We start from the raw sequence: 16,877 nt of genomic DNA, 5'->3' as shown, positions 1-16,877 counted from the left end.
GATCAGACACCCGACAGACGAATCCGGTTTAGTCCGTGTTCCACCGAAATTGATGGCCCACGCTCGCGATTCGGCACGCAGCTACGGCAAGTCCGACCCGATCGATGCCACCCCGAGGCACGGGATCTGCTGGCCCGGCGCAAAGGCCAAAGGCGACGGCGGAATGGAAGCACTCCGGATCCTCGAGCGCCGGCTCTCCGACGTCGTTTACCGCGCCATGATCGCCGACCTCGACCACCAATCGGCCGAAACTCCTATCGCGGCTTGACACAGAAGCAATTGACATCCCGGCTGTTCGTGTGTCGTAACGTGGTTTCACGATGTTTCTATGCACTGGAACCTGTTGCAGGATATTGTATGGCTTTGGCCCGATTGCTGGGCCTGTTGTGCTGTAGTGCCGTGGCGAGCTCGAGCTGAACGGAAGAGGAACATCCGTGACGACCACCGAGGACGACCCCGTCCGGCGCCAGCACGAGGTGGCGTCGGAGCTGGAGGATGCCCGTCGTCGACTTGAAGAAGGGGAGCGGCGATCATCTGAACCTGTTGCAGTTGTGGCGATGGCGTGTCGCTTTGCGGGTGGGCTGGATTCGCCGGAAGCGTTGTGGGGTTTGGTGGATGCCGGTGCGGATGCGGTGGGGTCCTTCCCGGCGGACCGTGGTTGGGGCCTGGATGATCTGCAGCTGCCTTCGTTCCCGGACGGGGGGTTCCTTTCCGATGCAACGGGTTTCGATGCGGAATTCTTCGGCATCTCGCCGCGCGAGGCGTTGGTGATGGACCCGCAGCAGCGGCTGATACTCGAGGTGTCCTGGGAGGTCCTGGAGCGCGCTGGTATCCGGCCGGAAGCGTTGCGGGGCACGGCGACCGGTGTTTTCGTTGGGGCGTATTGGCCAGGCTACTTTCATCCGGGCTTCGTGGTGCCGGACGAGAGTGCCTTGCATCTCGCCACTGGTGTCTCGACGGCGGTGACATCCGGACGGGTGTCGTACTTGTTCGGGTGGGAGGGGCCCGCAGTCACCATCGATACCGCTTGTTCGTCGGGGTTGGTTGCGGTGCATCAGGCGGTTCGGTCGGTTCGTTCGGGGGAGTGCGATCTCGCCGTAGCAGGGGCGGGCACGGTGGTGAGTTCGCCGTTCACTGTGGCGAGTTCGATCGCGGCGCCGACTTCGGCTCCGGACGGCCGGTGCAAGTCGTTCGCGGAGGCAGCCGACGGTTTGGGGTGGGGTGAAGGTGTAGCCGCTGTGCTGCTCGAACGACTGTCCGACGCTCAGCGCAACGGGCATCCGGTCCTGGCGGTGATCCGCGGCAGCGCGATCAATCAGGATGGCGCTTCGCGCGGCTTGACGGCGCCGAGCGGACGAGCACAGCAGCGGGTTATTCGTGCTGCGCTGGCGGATGCGCGGTTGAGCGGCGCCGAGGTCGACGTGGTGGAGGCACATGGCACCGGCACCAAGCTGGGTGACCCGATCGAGGCACACGCGTTGCTGGCGACCTACGGACAGGATCGTGCCGACGGCAGGCCGCTGTGGTTGGGGTCGGTGAAGTCGAATATCGCTCATACACAGGCGGCTTCGGGGCTGGCCGGTTTGATCAAGCTGGTGATGGCGATCCGGCATGGCGTGCTGCCTGCGACATTACATGTTGACGCGCCGTCCTCGCGCGTCGATTGGTCGTCCGGCAATGTGCGGCTGCTGACCGAACCGGTTGTGTGGGACGGGAATTCGGAGCGGATCGGCGCGGTGTCGGCCTTCGGTTTCAGCGGCACGAACGCGCATGTCATCGTGTCCGCGCCCCCGGATCCCGAAGTGGCCGACGATCGCCATGACGACGACGCGGCACGAATGCCGGTGGTGCCGTGGGTGATTTCGGCTCGCAGCCCGGCGGCCCTGCGCGCGCAGGCGGCGCGATTGCGCGAATGGGTATCGGCTGATTCGCCACTCGATCCGACGGATGTCGGCTGGTCGCTGGTTGCGACGCGGTCACTGTTCGAACACCGGGCGGTGCTGCTCGGGACCGATCGCGCGGCATTGGTCGAGCAGGCCGACGCCGTGGCACAAGGTGCTGCCGAACTCACAGGGGCTTGCGCTGTTTCGCGCGATGTCGGTCGACCGGTTTTCGTGTTTCCAGGGCAAGGCGGCCAGTGGGCGGGCATGGGACTCGAGTTGCTGAAGTCGTCACCGGTGTTCGCTGCGGCGATGGCCGACTGCGACCGGGCGCTGGCGCGGTGGGTGGATTGGTCGGTGCCCGACGTGCTACGCCGGGCCCCCGGCGCCCCGCCGCTGGAACGGACCGACGTGCTCCAACCGGTGCTGTTCGCGGTGATGGTGTCCCTGGCGAAGCTGTGGATCTCCTACGGCGTGGTTCCCGGCGGGGTGATCGGGCATTCCCAGGGCGAGATCGCGGCCGCGCACATTGCGGGCGGGTTGTCGCTCGACGACGCGGTCCGGATCGTTGCGCAGCGCAGTCAATTGATGGTCCAAGGGGAGGGCCGGGGAGGGATGCTGTCGATCCTCTACCCCGCCACCGAGGTCGAACGACGGCTGACACGGTTTGGCGACGACCTGTCGTTGGCGGCGATCAACGCACCCATGGCGGTCACCGTCTCGGGAACATCCGCGGCGCTCGACGAGTTGACCGCCGAACTCGAGGCGCTCGGCGCCCGCGTCCGGCCCGTGCGCGGAGCTAAAGGCGCGGGGCACTCCGCTCAAGTCGACGCGCTGCGCCCGGACATCCTGACATCCCTGGCCGCAATCGCCCCGGAATCGTCGGAGGTCGCGTTCTATTCGACAGTAACCGGCGACACAGCCGACACGGCGGGGCTGGACGCCGAATACTGGTTCCGCAACGCACGCCGGACCGTACTGTTCGAACCCGCCGTGCGCGCTGCACTGGCACACGGGCACCAGGCATTTCTGGAAGTCGGCCCACACCCGGTGCTCGTCGCGGCCATCGACGCGATCACTGCCGACTCCACCGATGTGGTGATCGGCAGCTCACTGCGACGCGATGACGGGGGATTGCGAAGGTTCTTCCAATCGGCGGCGGAGCTGTTCGATGCGGGCGTGGATGTCGATTGGACGGCGGCATTCCGCGGAATCCCGGTCCGCCGCGTCGATCTGCCGACCTATCCGTTCCAGCGCAGCCGGTATTGGCTGCCGGACGCAGCGACCTCTGGCACTGCTGGGCGACCGCGCAGCCAGCCTTGGCCGACGCCTGCTTCGACAGTCGCTGCGGACACGCCGGACGGGCGGCCGTATTTGATAGACACGTTGACCGGACAGTCGGCAGTAGAGCAGGAACAAACATTGCTGGAGTTCCTCTGCGCCGAGAGCGCTTCGGTGCTCGGCTTTGGAGCGGATGCGACGGTGGAACCCACCCGGCCATTCCTGGAGATGGGTTTCGATTCGCTGATGGCCATGCAGTTGCGCAAACACGTGGCCGCTGCCACCGGACTGGAACTCCCGGCCGCGCTGGTCTTCCGGTACCCGTCTCCGATCGAGCTCGCCAGGCACCTGAGCACAGTACTCGCCGACACGGCGCAGGCAAGCTCGGAGCCGACCGCGACGCAACCGGTCGACGCCACGAATCTGACGATGGATATGGACGCGTTGCTGCGCACCGCCGCCGCGCGGCCGATCCTCACCCGCGTAGACGAGTCGACGGCGCTTCCGAAACCGTTGCGGCTGACCGAAGGCCCGGATGTCCCGGTACTGGTGTGTCTGTGTCCGTTCGTCGTCCAGGCCGGGCCGCACCAATACGCGCGGTTCGCCGCATCGTTCCGGGACACGCGGGAACTGTGGGTGGTGCCGAATCCGGGATTCGCTGCCGGAGAGCCACTCCCGGCCAGCTGGGATGTGCTGACACAAATCCAGGCCCGGGCTGTCCTCCACTGCGCCCGGGGCAGACCATTCGTCGTGCTCGGTTTCTCCTCCGGTGGCTGGATCGCCGACAGTGTGGCGGCCCATCTGGAAACCATCGGTTCTGCCCCGGCCGCTGTCGTCCTGCTCGATAGCTTCGCCCGCACCATCGAATTCGATGCGGTAACGCTCGCAGCGTTCACGCACCTGCGCACCGAACCGCAGGAGTTCATCGACATCGGCAACGGAGAACTCGTGACCACGGCCTGGTACGTGCGTGCCTTCGAAACATCGCCGACACCGTCGATCGCAACACCGAGGCTGCTACTGCGAGCCAGCGACCATCCAGCTGACAATCGCATCGCCCCACCCCCGGACGTCGACGACATCATCGCAGTTCCCGGAAACCACTTCGCACTGCTGGAACAACACGCCGACCTCACCGCGAGCACAGTCGAATCATGGCTGACACGTTGAACCGCCCAGGGCATGCGCCAACGGGGCGGTCCGGTGTCGGCTGCCAGGTAGAAGGGCCACTTCGGAGCCGGTTTGCCAGAAGAGGGGTTCTGGCGCACAAAGCGTCGTTGGTCCTCCGCAATACGGCAACCTCGCGGCGCAGCGCCTTCAGCTCCTCGGACTCTGGCACGCCCGCCGACGGCTGATCGGCGGGCGTGCTTCCTCGGTCTTCTCGACCCAGTCACGGGCTCTGACGAGGACGTCCGGCTCGCGAAGCGCCGGCATCACCTCCACCGCCAGCGATTATCCTTATGCGGGCATTGCCGTCAGCCACATGCGGCGGACGCGAAATGATCGGTTAGCTGAGCTGATCGGCTGTGGGCCAACGACTTCGACGCAGACATATGATGTGGCCATGGATTTCCAGGCCATCCGCTACGAGAAGATCGGTCGAGTAGCGCACATCACGATGCAGCGTCCCGAAGTGCTGAATGCGATGAATTCCCAGATGCACGAGGAATTGAGCGTGGTCTGGGACGATTTCGACGACGATGACGAAACTCGCGTGGCCGTCCTGTCCGGCGCGGGCGACCGAGCGTTTTCCGTTGGCCAGGATTTGAAGGAGTCGAGCGCACAGGCGCCCACCACTTTCGGCAGCTACGGAAAGCCGGGCTGGCCACGACTGACCGAACGCTTCGAGCTGTCCAAACCGATCATCGCCAAGGTACGTGGATATGCTCTCGGCGGCGGCTTCGAGCTCGCGCTGGCCTGCGACATCATCGTCGCCGCCACCGACTCCATGTTCGGACTGCCAGAGGCGACGCTCGGTCTGGTGCCCGGCGCGGGCGGCGTATTCCGGCTGTCTCGGCAGCTGCCATGGCACACCGCGTTGGGACTGCTCGTCAGTGGCCGGTCGCTCGCCGCGCCGCGCGCGTTCGAGTTGGGGCTGATCAATGACGTCGTGCCGCCGGACGAACTGGATGAGTGTGTCGCCGGCTGGGCCACCGATATCGCGCGGTGCTCGCCGCTGTCTGTTCGCGCCATCAAGGAGGCTGCCGTCAAGGCCGAGGGCAGGCCGCTGGCAGACGCATTCGCCACGCGCTATCGCTGGGAAGAACGCCGCGCGGCCAGCCAGGATCCGATCGAAGGACGACGTGCCTTCCGGGAAAAGCGTGAGCCGTGCTGGCGCGAACCGCCGGAGAACAATCAAGGCTCCCGGGGGTGACCAGCGAGGCCGGCCCGGACCACCGGTCCATCTCGGCTGAAACCGGCCCCGAGTCGGTAGATGGCGGACTCGAAACGGCTCCCGCGCATCCTGCGGACGTCCGGGAGCGCCGGTGACAACCTTGTCGAGTGCGTCGGGCAGCAGGTCTGCGTGGCGAAACCGTTGAACGCCAAGAACATCGGGGACAATTCCGTTCCCAACCGTGGGCAGGCCGCGCCACCGGGAATCGACACATCGAGCTAGGCTCCGCGAGCGACGATCCACTGGGTCCGATCGTGCCCGAGCCGGGCTCCCCGAGAATGGATATGATCACCATGGCCTCGCGAATTCTTGGTGTCGGAACGGCAGTCCCACCGACCTCCTACTCTCAACAAGAATTGCTGGACAGCTTCGGCATCACCGATCCACGTGTGCGCTCACTGTTTCTCAACGGCGCTATCGAACGACGCAATGTGACCCTGCTGCCGCGCACCGCGGGCCGCCGCACCGAAGAGACGCAGCGTCAACTATTGGACAAGCATCGGACCATCGGTACCGCATTGGGGCGTGACGCAGTCCTTGCCTGCTTACGCAAGATCGGTGCGACACCTGCCGATATCCGGCACCTGTGCTGCGTGACCAGCACCGGCTTCCTCTCCCCCGGCTTGGCGGCCTGGCTCGTTCACGACCTTCCACTCGATCGACATTGCCACCGACTGGACGTGGTCGGCATGGGCTGCAACGCCGGCCTCAACGCACTCGCCTCGGTAAACACCTGGTCCCGAGCACATCCCAGCGAGTTGGCCGTGCTGGTGTGCGTGGAGGTGGCGTCCGCCGCCTATCTGCACGACGGCACCCTCCGGTCCGCCGTCGTCAATAGCCTCTTCGGCGACGGCGCCGCCGCAACAGCGGTCATGACCCGCTCGGACCATGAAACCGTTTCCGCGCCTTCTATTCTCGGATTCTCCAGCATGATGATTCCGGAAGCGATCCATGCGATGCGTTACGACTGGGATGACAGTCACGGTAAGTTCAGCTTCTATCTGGATCCGGATATCCCGTACCTGATCGGCGCGCACGCAGAGCCGAGCCTGACCCGCCTACTCGATACATTCGCCCTCCGGCGCCACGACATCGCGCACTGGATCGTGCATTCCGGCGGCAAAAAGGTCATCGATTCCATCCGGGTGAACCTGGGATTGACCCGATATGATCTGCGGCACACCACCGCCGTCCTGCGTAATCACGGCAATCTGTCCAGCGGTTCGTTCTTGTTCTCGCTCGACCGGTTTCGCGAGGAGAACATCACGACGGCCGGAGAGTTCGGCGTAATGATGACAATGGGCCCTGGGACCTCGATAGAGATGGCCTTGATCCAGTGGTGACGGAGAGACCGAGGTGCGGGGTGGATGTGATCCAATCTGTGGCGGAAACGGGCGACGCGACCACATTGACAGTCCGACTGGATCAGACGAGATCATTGAGCGATCTCACCGAAATGCTGCTCGCCGTCACGGCCCGGCTGGCTGCCGAAACACATTTGACCAGTGCGCTTTTCGTCCTCGACGATCCCACTCAGGCTGAACTGCCCGGTTACCATGTGGCGGATATCCAAGAAGTACGGCGGTGGGAGCGGGCGGTCCGTAGGCTCGAGCAATCGAATGCCCTGACCCTGACGGTCGTGCGAACGACGTGCCGCGGCCCCGGGTCGGACATCCTGCTCGCCGCCGACTACCGGATCGGCACCCCCGAGGCACGACTACTGTTCGCAACGGGAGACGGCCACCTGTGGCCGGGCATGGCGCTCTACCGTTTGGTTCGACAGGTTGGCCAGGGCGTTGTCCGGCGACTGATGATCCGCGGCGCGACGCTCAATGCGAACGACGCACTCGAACTCGGTGTGCTCGATGAGCTGGCGGCCGATACCGAGGCGGTCGCCAAGCGGGTAATCCTCGGTGCGAGTCGGCTTTCCGGGCCCGAACTGGCAGTCCGCAGGCAGTTGATACACGAATCCGTCTCCGCTGAATTCGACGATGCGCTCGGCGTCCATCTGGCCGCGTGTGACCGCGAGTTGAGGCGCCGCCATGGGTAAGCCGAAGTCTGCGCCAGATTTCGTCGGCGACCTCGACCTCGATGCGACCCGCCTGGCGGAGTTCGTCGCGGGTTGTGAGGCGGTCATCGCCAGCTTTCCGTCGAAAGCCCAGCGCTCCGTTGAAGCGCAGCGTTCGGTGGATCAGGCATTCGCGGCCGCCAGGACGGCGCGCCGAGCGTTTCTGGCCAGATACGTGGATCCGGTGTACGACGCGTTGACCGCGCAGCTGACCTGTCATCGACGCCTACCTGAACTGATCCGTGCTGCGGCAGAGCGTTTTCCAGGCCTGGTGCCGACCGCCGCCAGCATGGCCGAAGAGCGCGGTCGCATTCAGGCCGAACGCGACGGACGAGAGACCGACCAGGCGATCTTCTGTGCGGCAATACTGCGTTCCCCGCGATCGGGTGCCCACCTCATCGATGCGATGCGCAGGCCGACCATGGGAGCGCTCGATCTGCTCGACACCTTTCGGTGTGACGGCAAGGTCGAGTTACCGACGGTCGCCGTCGAACGGATCGGGTACGCCGCGTATTTGACGTTTCGTGGCGGACATCCGCTCAACGCGGAGAGCGATCAGCTCGTCGCCGACACCGAGACGGCCGTGGACCTCGCGCTGCTCGACGACGACGTCCAAGTCGGCGTCTTACGCGGCGGGCCGAGCAGCTCGCCGCGATACCAGGGCAAACGCGTGTTCAGTGCGGGAATGAACCTCACCGATCTGCGCAACGGCGGAATCTCGTTCGTGGACTTCGTACTCGGTCGCGAGCTCGGCTTCATCAACAAGATCATGCGCGGCCTCGTCACCGAGCACGATGCCGGTACTTCGACCGCTACCGGCCCGCTGGAGAAGCCATGGATCGGTGCCGTCGACGCCTTCGCCATCGGCGGAGGCATGCAATTGCTGTTGGCCATGGATCGCGTCATCGCCGAGGAAGGGGCGTTCTTCAGCCTCCCGGCGGCCGAGGAGGGCATCGTTCCCGGACTCGCCAATCTGCGCCTGACGCGGGCGGTCGGCAGCCGACTCGCGCGCCGAATCATTCTGGGCGGCCTGCGGGTAGCGGCAACCGACCGGAACGCAGCGCTGATCTGCGACGAGGTGGTCGCTGCGGAGCGGATGGATGCCGCGATCACGACCGCGGTAGCGGATCTGTCCGAGCCCGCCGTGGTGGCCAATCGCCGGATGCTGACACTGGCGGAGGAACCGGTCGACGTGTACCGGTGCTATCTGGCCGAATTCGCAACAGTTCAGGCGGAGCGCACATACAGTGCCGACGTGCTGGCCAACGTGGAGCGACGCTGGCAGGAATCGCGCAGGCGCGAGCGCGCGGGAGGCAACCATGCAGTTGGCACGTAGCGTGTTGCACGAGTCGCTCCGCGATCCCGTGCTCGGCTCGGTAAGCTTCCTCAACGAGATCATGTCCCGGTATCCCGAGGCAATCTCCTTCGCGCCGGGAGCCCCGCATCCCGAGTTCTTCGACGACCTCGAACCACAGTGTCATGTCGAGCGTTTTCTCGAGCATGTGCGGCAAGACCGAGGCTACAGCCGAGAAAGGGCCAGGTTACTGCTGTTCGAGTACGGTCCGAGCCGCGGCATAATCAACGACATAGTGGCTGAGACGCTGCGGCACGACGAAGGCATCATCGCCGATCAGTCCGAGATCGTGATCACCGTCGGCGCCCAGGAGGCACTGTTTCTGGTGCTGCGGGCGTTGTCCACCACGTCGGCGCGGACAGCGGTGGCGGTCGCCAACCCGTGCTATCCGGGCATCGTCGGCGCGGCGCGGATACTCGATCTGCCCGTCGTGCCGATTCCCGAATCATCGAACGGCATCGACATCGATCGGCTCGCCGAAACATGCTCCGCTGCAGCATATTCCGGGCAGCCCATCCGGATCTGCTACGTGGCGCCCGATTTCGCCAACCCTGGCGGGAGCCGGATGCCGGTTGCGGCACGGCGCCAGCTGATCGAACTGGCCGAGCACGCCGACTTCGTTCTCCTGGAAGACAACCCGTACGGGTTCACCGCTCTCGGACAGGAGGTGTTGCCGCCGCTCAAGGCACTGGACACGAAGGGACGCGTGATCCACGTCGGGACGTTCGCCAAGACGTGTTTTCCCGGCGCTCGCGTTGGATATGTGATCGCAGGCCAGCAGGTGGACGGCGGTGGATCGCTCGCCGCGGGGATCGCAGCACTGAAGAGCATGGTCACCGTCAACACAGCCCCGCTCGCGCAGGCGGTCGTCGGCGGCATGCTGCTCGCGGACGGCCGCACGCGAGCCGAGCAGAACCGGCAGAAAGCCGCGCGGTACCAACGCAATCTCGATTGTCTGCTGTCCGCGCTCGACGCAGGCACGCGCGGCTGGCCCACGATCGAGTGGAATCGACCGAGCGGCGGATTCTTCGTCATCATGCGCCTTCCGGTGCGGGCCGACCTCGCACTCCTGGAGAGGTCAGGGTCCCGGTACGGCGTGCTGTGGACACCGATGGACCAGTTCTTTCTCGACGGGAACGGCAGCCACCGACTGCGCTTGTCGTGCAGCTACCTCGACGAAGCACACATCAGTAGCGGGATCGCGCGGCTGATCGTGTTCCTCGAGAACGAGGTCCTAGCCCACGCACCCCGGTGTCCGACGTGAATGGCCGGGTGTGGCATCTGAGCGCGAACGGATGGCCGGCGAGTCCTACTCCGCTGCCGCACAGGCTGATCCGCAGTCATAGACAGTCGGGACCGGTCGTCACTGCGTGGCCCACTATGACCTGTCGCGGCCACCGCGCTGACGACCGCCGAGCACGGCGGCCAAGCGCTCGACTCCTTCCCGGATCTCTGTGGGATTGTGCGCGCTGAACGACATCCGAAGTGTCGACGAATCAGCGGCGCCGGCGTAAAAGGGAGCCCCGGGCACATAGGCGACCCGCTCGGCTAAGGCAGCAGGGAGGAGGGCGGTGGTGTCGACACCGTCGGGCAGCCGCACCCATAGGAACATCCCGCCGTCCGGACGGCTCCAACTACTGCCGTGCGGGAGCGCCCGGGAGAGCGCATCCAGCAACGCGTCACAGCGTTCGCCGTAGAGGACACGGGCGCGGGCGATCCGCGCCTCCAAATCGCTCGTGGCGAGGTAGGCCGCCGCGGCGGCCTGGTCGATCGTCGAGCTGTGCAGGTCGATCGCCTGTTTGACGACCGCGCACGCCGTGCGCACCGGGGCGGACGCGCGCATCCAGCCTAGGCGCATCCCGGGCGCGAGGATCTTGGACAAGCTGCCGAGCAAGATGGTTCGGTCGGCGGCCTCCGGGTAAGAGGCGAGCAGCGGCAACCGTTCACCGCGAAACCGTAACTCTCCGTATGGATCGTCCTCCACGACCCACATGCCATGTGCGGCGGCGATTCGCGAAACGGCGGCACGTCGGTCGGCCGGTAAGGTATGACCGGTGGGATTCTGGAAAGTCGGCACTACATAGACCATGCGAGGCCGATGTTCGGCGACGAGTTCCCGCAGCGCCTCGACTACCATGCCGTCACTGTCGGTTGGTACCGGGACGACCCGAGCGCGCATCGAGCGGAACACCTGCAGCGCCGCGAGGTAGGCGGGGTTCTCGACGAGAACGACATCGGCGGGCTCCAGTAATGCGGCCGCCAGCACGTAGAGGGCTTGCTGGGCCCCGGTAGTTACCAGCAGATCGTCTGCGACCGTGGGGAGTTGGGCGCGGGTGAGCAACCGCGCGATGGCGTCACGCAGTGCCGGATCGCCATCGGTCACCGAGTACTGCAACACGCGCGAACCTGCTTCGGACAAAACCTGCTCGTAGGCGGACCTGATGCCATCGACGTCGAACAGTTCGGGTGCCGGGAGCCCGCCGGCGAAGGAAATCACATCCCGCCGCGAAGTCAGCGCGAGCGAATCACGGACGATGGCGCTCGCGGTTCCCACCTGGCCGGATCCCGTGGCGGGAGCGATACGACTGTGCATGAGTTGCCTTCGAGTCACGTGGTGGTGGCGGGGCCGTCCGTCTGGTCCGCATCGCCGCAGAGCTGGGCACCGAGCAGATCGATCACCGCGGCCATGCAGCTCTCGGTGGTGCCGCACCCACCTAGGTCGGGCGTCGCCCGCTTGGTAGCGGCAACTCGGAGGACCGAATCACGCAAGAGGACAGCCTCTTTGCCGTAGCCCATATGATCGAGGGCCATGGCGAGCGACATCGCCGCCCCGACAGGATTGGCGATCCCCTTACCGGCTATGTCCGGCGCACTGCCGTGCACCGGCTCGAACAACGCGCAGCCGGTCTCCGGGCAGAAACTCGCGCTCGCCGCAAGACCTAAGCCGCCCATCAGTGCGGCGCCGATATCACTGATGATGTCGCCGAATAGATTCGGCGCCAGCACGCCCTCGTACTGCGACGGATCGCGGACCAGGTGGTAGCAGAACGAGTCGACGTACTCTTGCCCGGCCGTCAGCTGTGGGAAAGCCGCCGCTTCGGTCTCGAAGACCTCTTGCCAGAGACGTCCGGTGTTCGGTACGGCGTTGGATTTGTGTACCAGGGTCACCTTCGTGCGTCCGGTGTCGGCCAGTCGCCGCATTCCGAACCGAACGAATCGCTCCACTGTCTCTTGGGTATAGACGCACTCATCGATGGCGACGCTGACCGAGCCGCGGCGCGTGATCGTTCCGCCGACTCCGACGTAGAGCCCCTGCGTGTTCTCGCGGAACAGATCGATGCGGCCGGTCGGCAAGTCGAGCGGACGGTAATTCACGTAGAGGTCGAGTCCGCGACGTAGTCCGAGCAGAATGCTGCGCCCGTGCGCCATATCCGGAATCCGCGGATCACCCAGCGCGCCCAGGAGTATCGCGTGATACTCTGCGGCAAGCGAGTCCAGAGCGCCGTCCGGTAAGCCGACGCCTGTCGCCAGCCATTCGTCGGCACCCCAACCGAATACGTCGTGCTCGATCCCCAGTGCGCGGGCTTCGTTGAGGAGGGTAAGCACCGGCAGCACCGCGCGGATGACCTCGGAACCGATTCCGTCGCCCGGAATCACCGCGAGCCTCATCGGTTTTCGCTCGCTTCCCCAAGCATCGCCGCGACGGAGCTGAGCCGTCCGGCTATCGCGGTGGCGGCCACCACATATGGCGACGCGAGATACACCTGCCCCGGCCCCGAGCGCCCGGGAAAGTTTCGGTTCTGGGCACTCACAGTGACCTCGGCGGAGCTTTCCGATACTCCGGGTCCGGCATTGATGCAAGCCCCGCACGATGGCGGCAACACGGTCACCCCGACAGCGGCGAACAACTCCAGATAGCCGCGAGCGGTGACATATCGCATGACATCCTCGCTGCCGACCTGGATGAACGCCTGGACGCCGGCGGGCACAGATGCGCCGTGCTCACGTGCTCGTGCGAAAACACTGGCATACATGTCCATGTCGTGCGCCTTTCCCCCGGTACACGAGCCGCCGTAGACCTTGTCTACGGGCACCGCATCGCGAATCGAGGACAGGGGAACCGAGTTACGCGGGTCGCCGGGGAGCGCCACCATCGGCTCGATGGCATCGAGCGCGAGTTCCACGACATCGGCATACCTCGCGCCGACGTCGGAAACGACAAGCTCGCCACAATCCGTCCGTCGGCGCCGCGGCCGCCCTGCCAGGTACTCACGAGTCCGGGCGTCCGGCTCCACCAGTGCCGTCATCGCGCTGGCCTCGACCGCCATGTTGCACAGTGTCGCTCGTTCGTCGATGCTCAGCCCGGCGACACCGTCGCCGCCGAACAGCAGAACCTTTCCCAGCGACCGGCCGCCTCGGATCTGTGCATGGGCGAGGAGCGTGAGCATGACGTCTTTCGCGCATACGCCTGGGCGCAATTGCCCCCGCAGTTCAATCCTGATCACCGCGGGGACCTTGACCAGTATCTCGCGGGTATACCACGCGTTGGCTATGTCCGTCGCGCCGACGCCGAAGGCGAACGCGCCGACCGCTCCGGCCGTACAGGTATGGCTGTCCGTGCCGATGATCACGTCGCCGGGCTCGGCGACATGCTCCACGATGTAGTTATGGCAGATGGCCCGGCTGCCACCGGACTGTCCTGGTCCGATGAAGTTGCCCCGGCTGCTTGTGGCGAACTCCTTCTGCCGCTTGCGCAATGTGTTGACGCGCCCGATCAGATCCGCGCCGTCGGCGCGACGGCTCAGTACAGATTCGGCGAGAGAGAGATGATCCTGGAAGTAGTAACAGGTCTCGGGTTGCAATGGGCTTGCCGCCGCTCCGAATTCCAGGGTGAACATCTCCGCGGCCATCGGCGTCACGTACTCGTGCGAAAAACGGATGTCGGTCGCCACGAAATACGACTCACCGACGGTGACCGCACTGTCAGGCGACTGGCTGTTGCGCGGTGAGAGCCGGCTCTGCAGCACCTTCTCGACCGCATTCAGCGGACGAGGCGGGGCGAACCGCGGCGCTATCGGCGTGGCGCCGGCTGCGGTGCTCGCGCGATTGAAACCGAAGAGCCCGCCGAGATCGATGATGGCTCTTTCGATCTCGTTGGCTCCGCCGGTGAACAGCTCGAGCGGCAGCGTTTCACCGGCGAGGATGGCATCGAGCAGTGCGAAATCGGTGCACGTTACGATGCCGATGTTGCGGCAGTTCTGCTCGTAGATGCGCTCGAACGAGCGGGCGAAAACCAGCTCGACACCCGCGTACTTCTCCGCGAGCGCGGCATGCTCACGGGACGAACCGCACCCCTTGGCCGCACCGCTGACGATGATCTGCGGGCCGAACGCACGCACCGCTCCCCGGGTAACCTTGCGCTCACGCAAGCCGAGATAGGCGAAATCACCGAGTTGGTCGTCGTACCAGTAGCAGCACCAACCGGGAATCATCTCATCCGTGGAGATATTGTCGCGCAACGGCTTTCGCAGAAGCTCCGGCGGGCTCAGCGGACTGTCACCGGCCAGCTGCGCAGCCACCAACTCGGCGTCATCGGTGATGATCAAGACTTTGCCGTGCAGTCGGAACGATTTCGCGCCCTGTTCAGTCTGTCTCCGCAATGATCTGCCTTATCAATTCATCGGTCAGTGGCGCAGTGCTCCGCTTGGCGTACCGGAGGATCTCTGCGACCAGAACCGGGTTTTCACCGACACCGTTCGTGGCCAGCCAGTAGCGAACATTGCTGGCCCCAGAAGAGGAGTCGATGACGACTTCTTGCCTCCGGCCGAAAAGGCTTGCCGGGACGCTGGAATACACCGTGTCCTTGGCCAGCAGATCGCCTTTGGTATGGGCCTTGAGGATCGCGGCTGCGTGCACACCCGCGCTTGTTTTGAAGACATCGCTGCCCATCGCAGGATAGTTGCGCGGTATGGCGGTGCCCAGCACCTCGGACGCGTACTCGCAGTATTTCCGCAACGCGGCGAGGTCGTAGTCCGCCTCCTCGTCCAGGTGGCTGTTCACGATCAACTGGTCTAGCGAGGCGTTGCCGGTTCGCTCGCCGATCCCCAGGATGGTGCCGTGCACCCGGACACAGCCCGCCGACAGGGCGGTGAGCGAATTGGCCAGGGCGAGCCCACGATCGTTGTGCCCATGCCATTCGAAGTCCGCCGGATGCTCATGTTCGGCGAAGTAACGGGTTGACCATGTGATAAGCGCCTCGGTGCCGCTCGGCAGCGCGGCGCCGACCGTGTCGCACAAACACACCCGCCGGACCCCGACGTCGATCGCGATATCGTAGATCTGCCGGAGTAACTGCGGCGGGCATCGAACGGTGTCTTCTAGAACAAGAACGACATTTACTCCGTCCTGGCAACAAATCCGCACCGAATTCTGAATATTGCGCCGGATGGAACCGATATCCCAACCCTCGATATCCTGACGAATGGGGCTGACTCCGATGAATATGTAGGCGTCGACCGACACACCGGCTGCCTGCGCTACCTCGCAGATTGCACCGACGTCTGCGACGTGCGTACGCCCGGCGTAGCCCTGGATCATATCGTAGCCATTAGCTTCGATATGTCTCGCGATCTCGATGCATTCTTTCAGAGCGTCGCCACCGGCACCGGGAAAGCCGAGGTCGGCGGCTCCGATACCCACTGCGACGGTATGGTCGACCAGGGTGAGCTTCTGCGCTAATGTCGGATTCCGCACGTTGGGTGCCTGTAGCCCATCACGGAGCGTTTCGTCGAAAAATGGTTTACGGCCCCTGCTGTTCCACGCACTGGCCATTGCCGGCGCATTCCAAGTGGACCAGGTGTCTTTTCCGATGTCGACACCGTCGGAGTTACGGATAAGATTGTACATCGGTCCGCACACCCAGCCTCCCGGAACTGATCCCCGGCAGACCAACCTCCCGACCAGGATGACCAGCTCCGCCAACGATTACGTGAGATGTCCAGCGTAGTCAGGCAATTCACGCGATCGTGCAGTGCCATTCCCGCTGCTGAGAAAGGCCAGGCGGCGAATCGGCCGACGCCGCTTGATGAGCCACAATGTCGGCCACGACTGGTCAGATCGGCTTGCGCACCAGGATCAGCTGGCAGTCCGGCAGATTCGGCGGCACCAACCGGACCACCTCGAACCCCGCCTCGCTGAAGGCTTTTCGCCAGCCGTCCGCGGTGAGCAGCGACTGCGCCATGAGTGCCTGGGTGAGCGAGTACTCCGGTGTCAGCACCTCGGCCACATTCTGTTCGGTCGCGGGCGGGATCTCCTCGGCGGTGAGCATGTGCGCGCCGGCAGGCAGCCGTTCGCAGAGCCCGCGCAGATAGTTCACCAGCACGTCGTAGCCGTGCTCCAGGACTTCGTGCAGGAAAAGAGCGTCACGACCAGTTGTACCGACTCCAGCAGCGGAGTTGTGGCGACCTCGACCCCGTCGGCCTTGTGAATAGTGATGCGGTCGGCCAGCCCGGCCTCGGCCACCTCCCGGAGAGCCTCGGCGCATGCGGCCGGGCTGATGTCCACCCCGACCCGCGGCCGCCACTGGCCTGACACGCCGCGATCAGGAAATGTGCCAGCGCGGTGCCGACCGCGACCCACCGCACGTCCCGATCGATGTCCGAACCGAACGTCCGCTTGCCGACCAACGAGTCGCCATAATGATGCAGTGCATCGCCGTAGCCACCGGACAGCCAGATCAGATAACCGCGGTCGGCGTACAACTGACGGCCGGCCTCGGTGAGCACGTATCGGTCACCGTCCTCGCGAATGACGATGTCGCGCTGGGCCATCCCGAGAGATGCGAAAACCGTGCAGGTTACGTGGCCGCGCAGGTAGTCGAATGCGCGCCGTTGGGAAATG

Annotated in this window: 14 protein-coding genes; 8 read left to right on the top strand and 6 right to left on the bottom strand. The window is 64.9% G+C overall.

The features are described from left to right. Nucleotides 1-52 precede the first annotated feature (52 nt). The 8 genes from ACYVLQ_RS01625 (at nucleotide 53) to ACYVLQ_RS01590 (ending at nucleotide 10,242) form a co-directional block, all read left to right on the top strand. Entirely contained in the window at nucleotides 53-268 is a 216-nt protein-coding gene (locus ACYVLQ_RS01625) for a hypothetical protein (protein ID WP_460695541.1), read from the top strand. Between the two features lie 166 nt (nucleotides 269-434). Next, nucleotides 435-4,331: a type I polyketide synthase gene (locus ACYVLQ_RS01620; protein ID WP_460695540.1), complete on the top strand. Its 3,897-nt coding sequence runs from the start codon at nucleotides 435-437 to the stop codon at nucleotides 4,329-4,331. 394 nt (nucleotides 4,332-4,725) lie between these two features. Beyond that, nucleotides 4,726-5,535 (top strand): enoyl-CoA-hydratase DpgD, encoded by an 810-nt coding sequence (gene dpgD / locus ACYVLQ_RS01615; protein WP_460695539.1) that lies wholly within the window; start codon nucleotides 4,726-4,728, stop codon nucleotides 5,533-5,535. Nucleotides 5,536-5,595: 60 nt separating this feature from the next. Then, nucleotides 5,596-5,778, top strand: coding sequence for a hypothetical protein (locus ACYVLQ_RS01610; protein ID WP_460695538.1), 183 nt, complete (start codon nucleotides 5,596-5,598; stop codon nucleotides 5,776-5,778). Between the two features lie 62 nt (nucleotides 5,779-5,840). Further along, nucleotides 5,841-6,899: a 3,5-dihydroxyphenylacetyl-CoA synthase DpgA gene (gene dpgA, locus ACYVLQ_RS01605; RefSeq protein WP_460695537.1), complete on the top strand. Its 1,059-nt coding sequence runs from the start codon at nucleotides 5,841-5,843 to the stop codon at nucleotides 6,897-6,899. Nucleotides 6,900-7,012: 113 nt separating this feature from the next. Beyond that, on the top strand, nucleotides 7,013-7,606 hold the full coding sequence (gene dpgB / locus ACYVLQ_RS01600; protein ID WP_460695536.1) for an enoyl-CoA-hydratase DpgB: 594 nt from the start codon (nucleotides 7,013-7,015) through the stop codon (nucleotides 7,604-7,606). Beyond that, complete coding sequence (locus tag ACYVLQ_RS01595; protein ID WP_460695535.1) at nucleotides 7,599-8,960, top strand: enoyl-CoA hydratase/isomerase family protein; 1,362 nt, start codon at nucleotides 7,599-7,601, stop codon at nucleotides 8,958-8,960. The genes dpgB and ACYVLQ_RS01595 overlap by 8 nt, the downstream gene beginning before the upstream one ends. Beyond that, nucleotides 8,944-10,242, top strand: a complete 1,299-nt coding sequence (locus tag ACYVLQ_RS01590) for an aminotransferase-like domain-containing protein (protein WP_460695534.1) — start codon at nucleotides 8,944-8,946, stop codon at nucleotides 10,240-10,242. Before ACYVLQ_RS01595 ends, ACYVLQ_RS01590 begins: the two co-directional genes overlap by 17 nt. Before the next feature lie 114 nt (nucleotides 10,243-10,356). Here the strand turns inward: ACYVLQ_RS01590 and ACYVLQ_RS01585 are convergent, their stop codons facing one another. The 6 genes from ACYVLQ_RS01585 to ACYVLQ_RS01560 form a co-directional block, all read right to left on the bottom strand. After that, nucleotides 10,357-11,532, bottom strand: coding sequence for an aminotransferase-like domain-containing protein (locus tag ACYVLQ_RS01585; RefSeq protein ID WP_460695533.1), 1,176 nt, complete (start codon nucleotides 11,530-11,532; stop codon nucleotides 10,357-10,359). A 53-nt stretch (nucleotides 11,533-11,585) separates the two neighbouring features. Then, nucleotides 11,586-12,635: an isocitrate/isopropylmalate dehydrogenase family protein gene (locus tag ACYVLQ_RS01580; RefSeq protein WP_460695532.1), complete on the bottom strand. Its 1,050-nt coding sequence runs from the start codon at nucleotides 12,633-12,635 to the stop codon at nucleotides 11,586-11,588. An 8-nt stretch (nucleotides 12,636-12,643) separates the two neighbouring features. After that, the gene (locus tag ACYVLQ_RS01575) at nucleotides 12,644-14,584 is read right to left on the bottom strand and encodes an aconitase family protein (protein WP_460695531.1); all 1,941 of its coding nucleotides are present in this window, start codon (nucleotides 14,582-14,584) and stop codon (nucleotides 12,644-12,646) included. Nucleotides 14,585-14,621: 37 nt separating this feature from the next. Continuing rightward, nucleotides 14,622-15,884, bottom strand: a complete 1,263-nt coding sequence (locus ACYVLQ_RS01570; protein WP_460695530.1) for a LeuA family protein — start codon at nucleotides 15,882-15,884, stop codon at nucleotides 14,622-14,624. Nucleotides 15,885-16,089: 205 nt separating this feature from the next. After that, nucleotides 16,090-16,353: a hypothetical protein gene (locus ACYVLQ_RS01565; protein WP_460695529.1), complete on the bottom strand. Its 264-nt coding sequence runs from the start codon at nucleotides 16,351-16,353 to the stop codon at nucleotides 16,090-16,092. Beyond that, nucleotides 16,350-16,571 (bottom strand): SAM-dependent methyltransferase, encoded by a 222-nt coding sequence (locus tag ACYVLQ_RS01560; RefSeq protein WP_460695528.1) that lies wholly within the window; start codon nucleotides 16,569-16,571, stop codon nucleotides 16,350-16,352. The genes ACYVLQ_RS01565 and ACYVLQ_RS01560 overlap by 4 nt, the downstream gene beginning before the upstream one ends. Nucleotides 16,572-16,877 lie beyond the last annotated feature (306 nt).

It is taken from the genome of Nocardia thraciensis (assembly GCF_054782435.1).
Note: the sequence above shows the minus strand (reverse complement) of the source record. Positions and strands in the feature narration are given on the sequence as shown.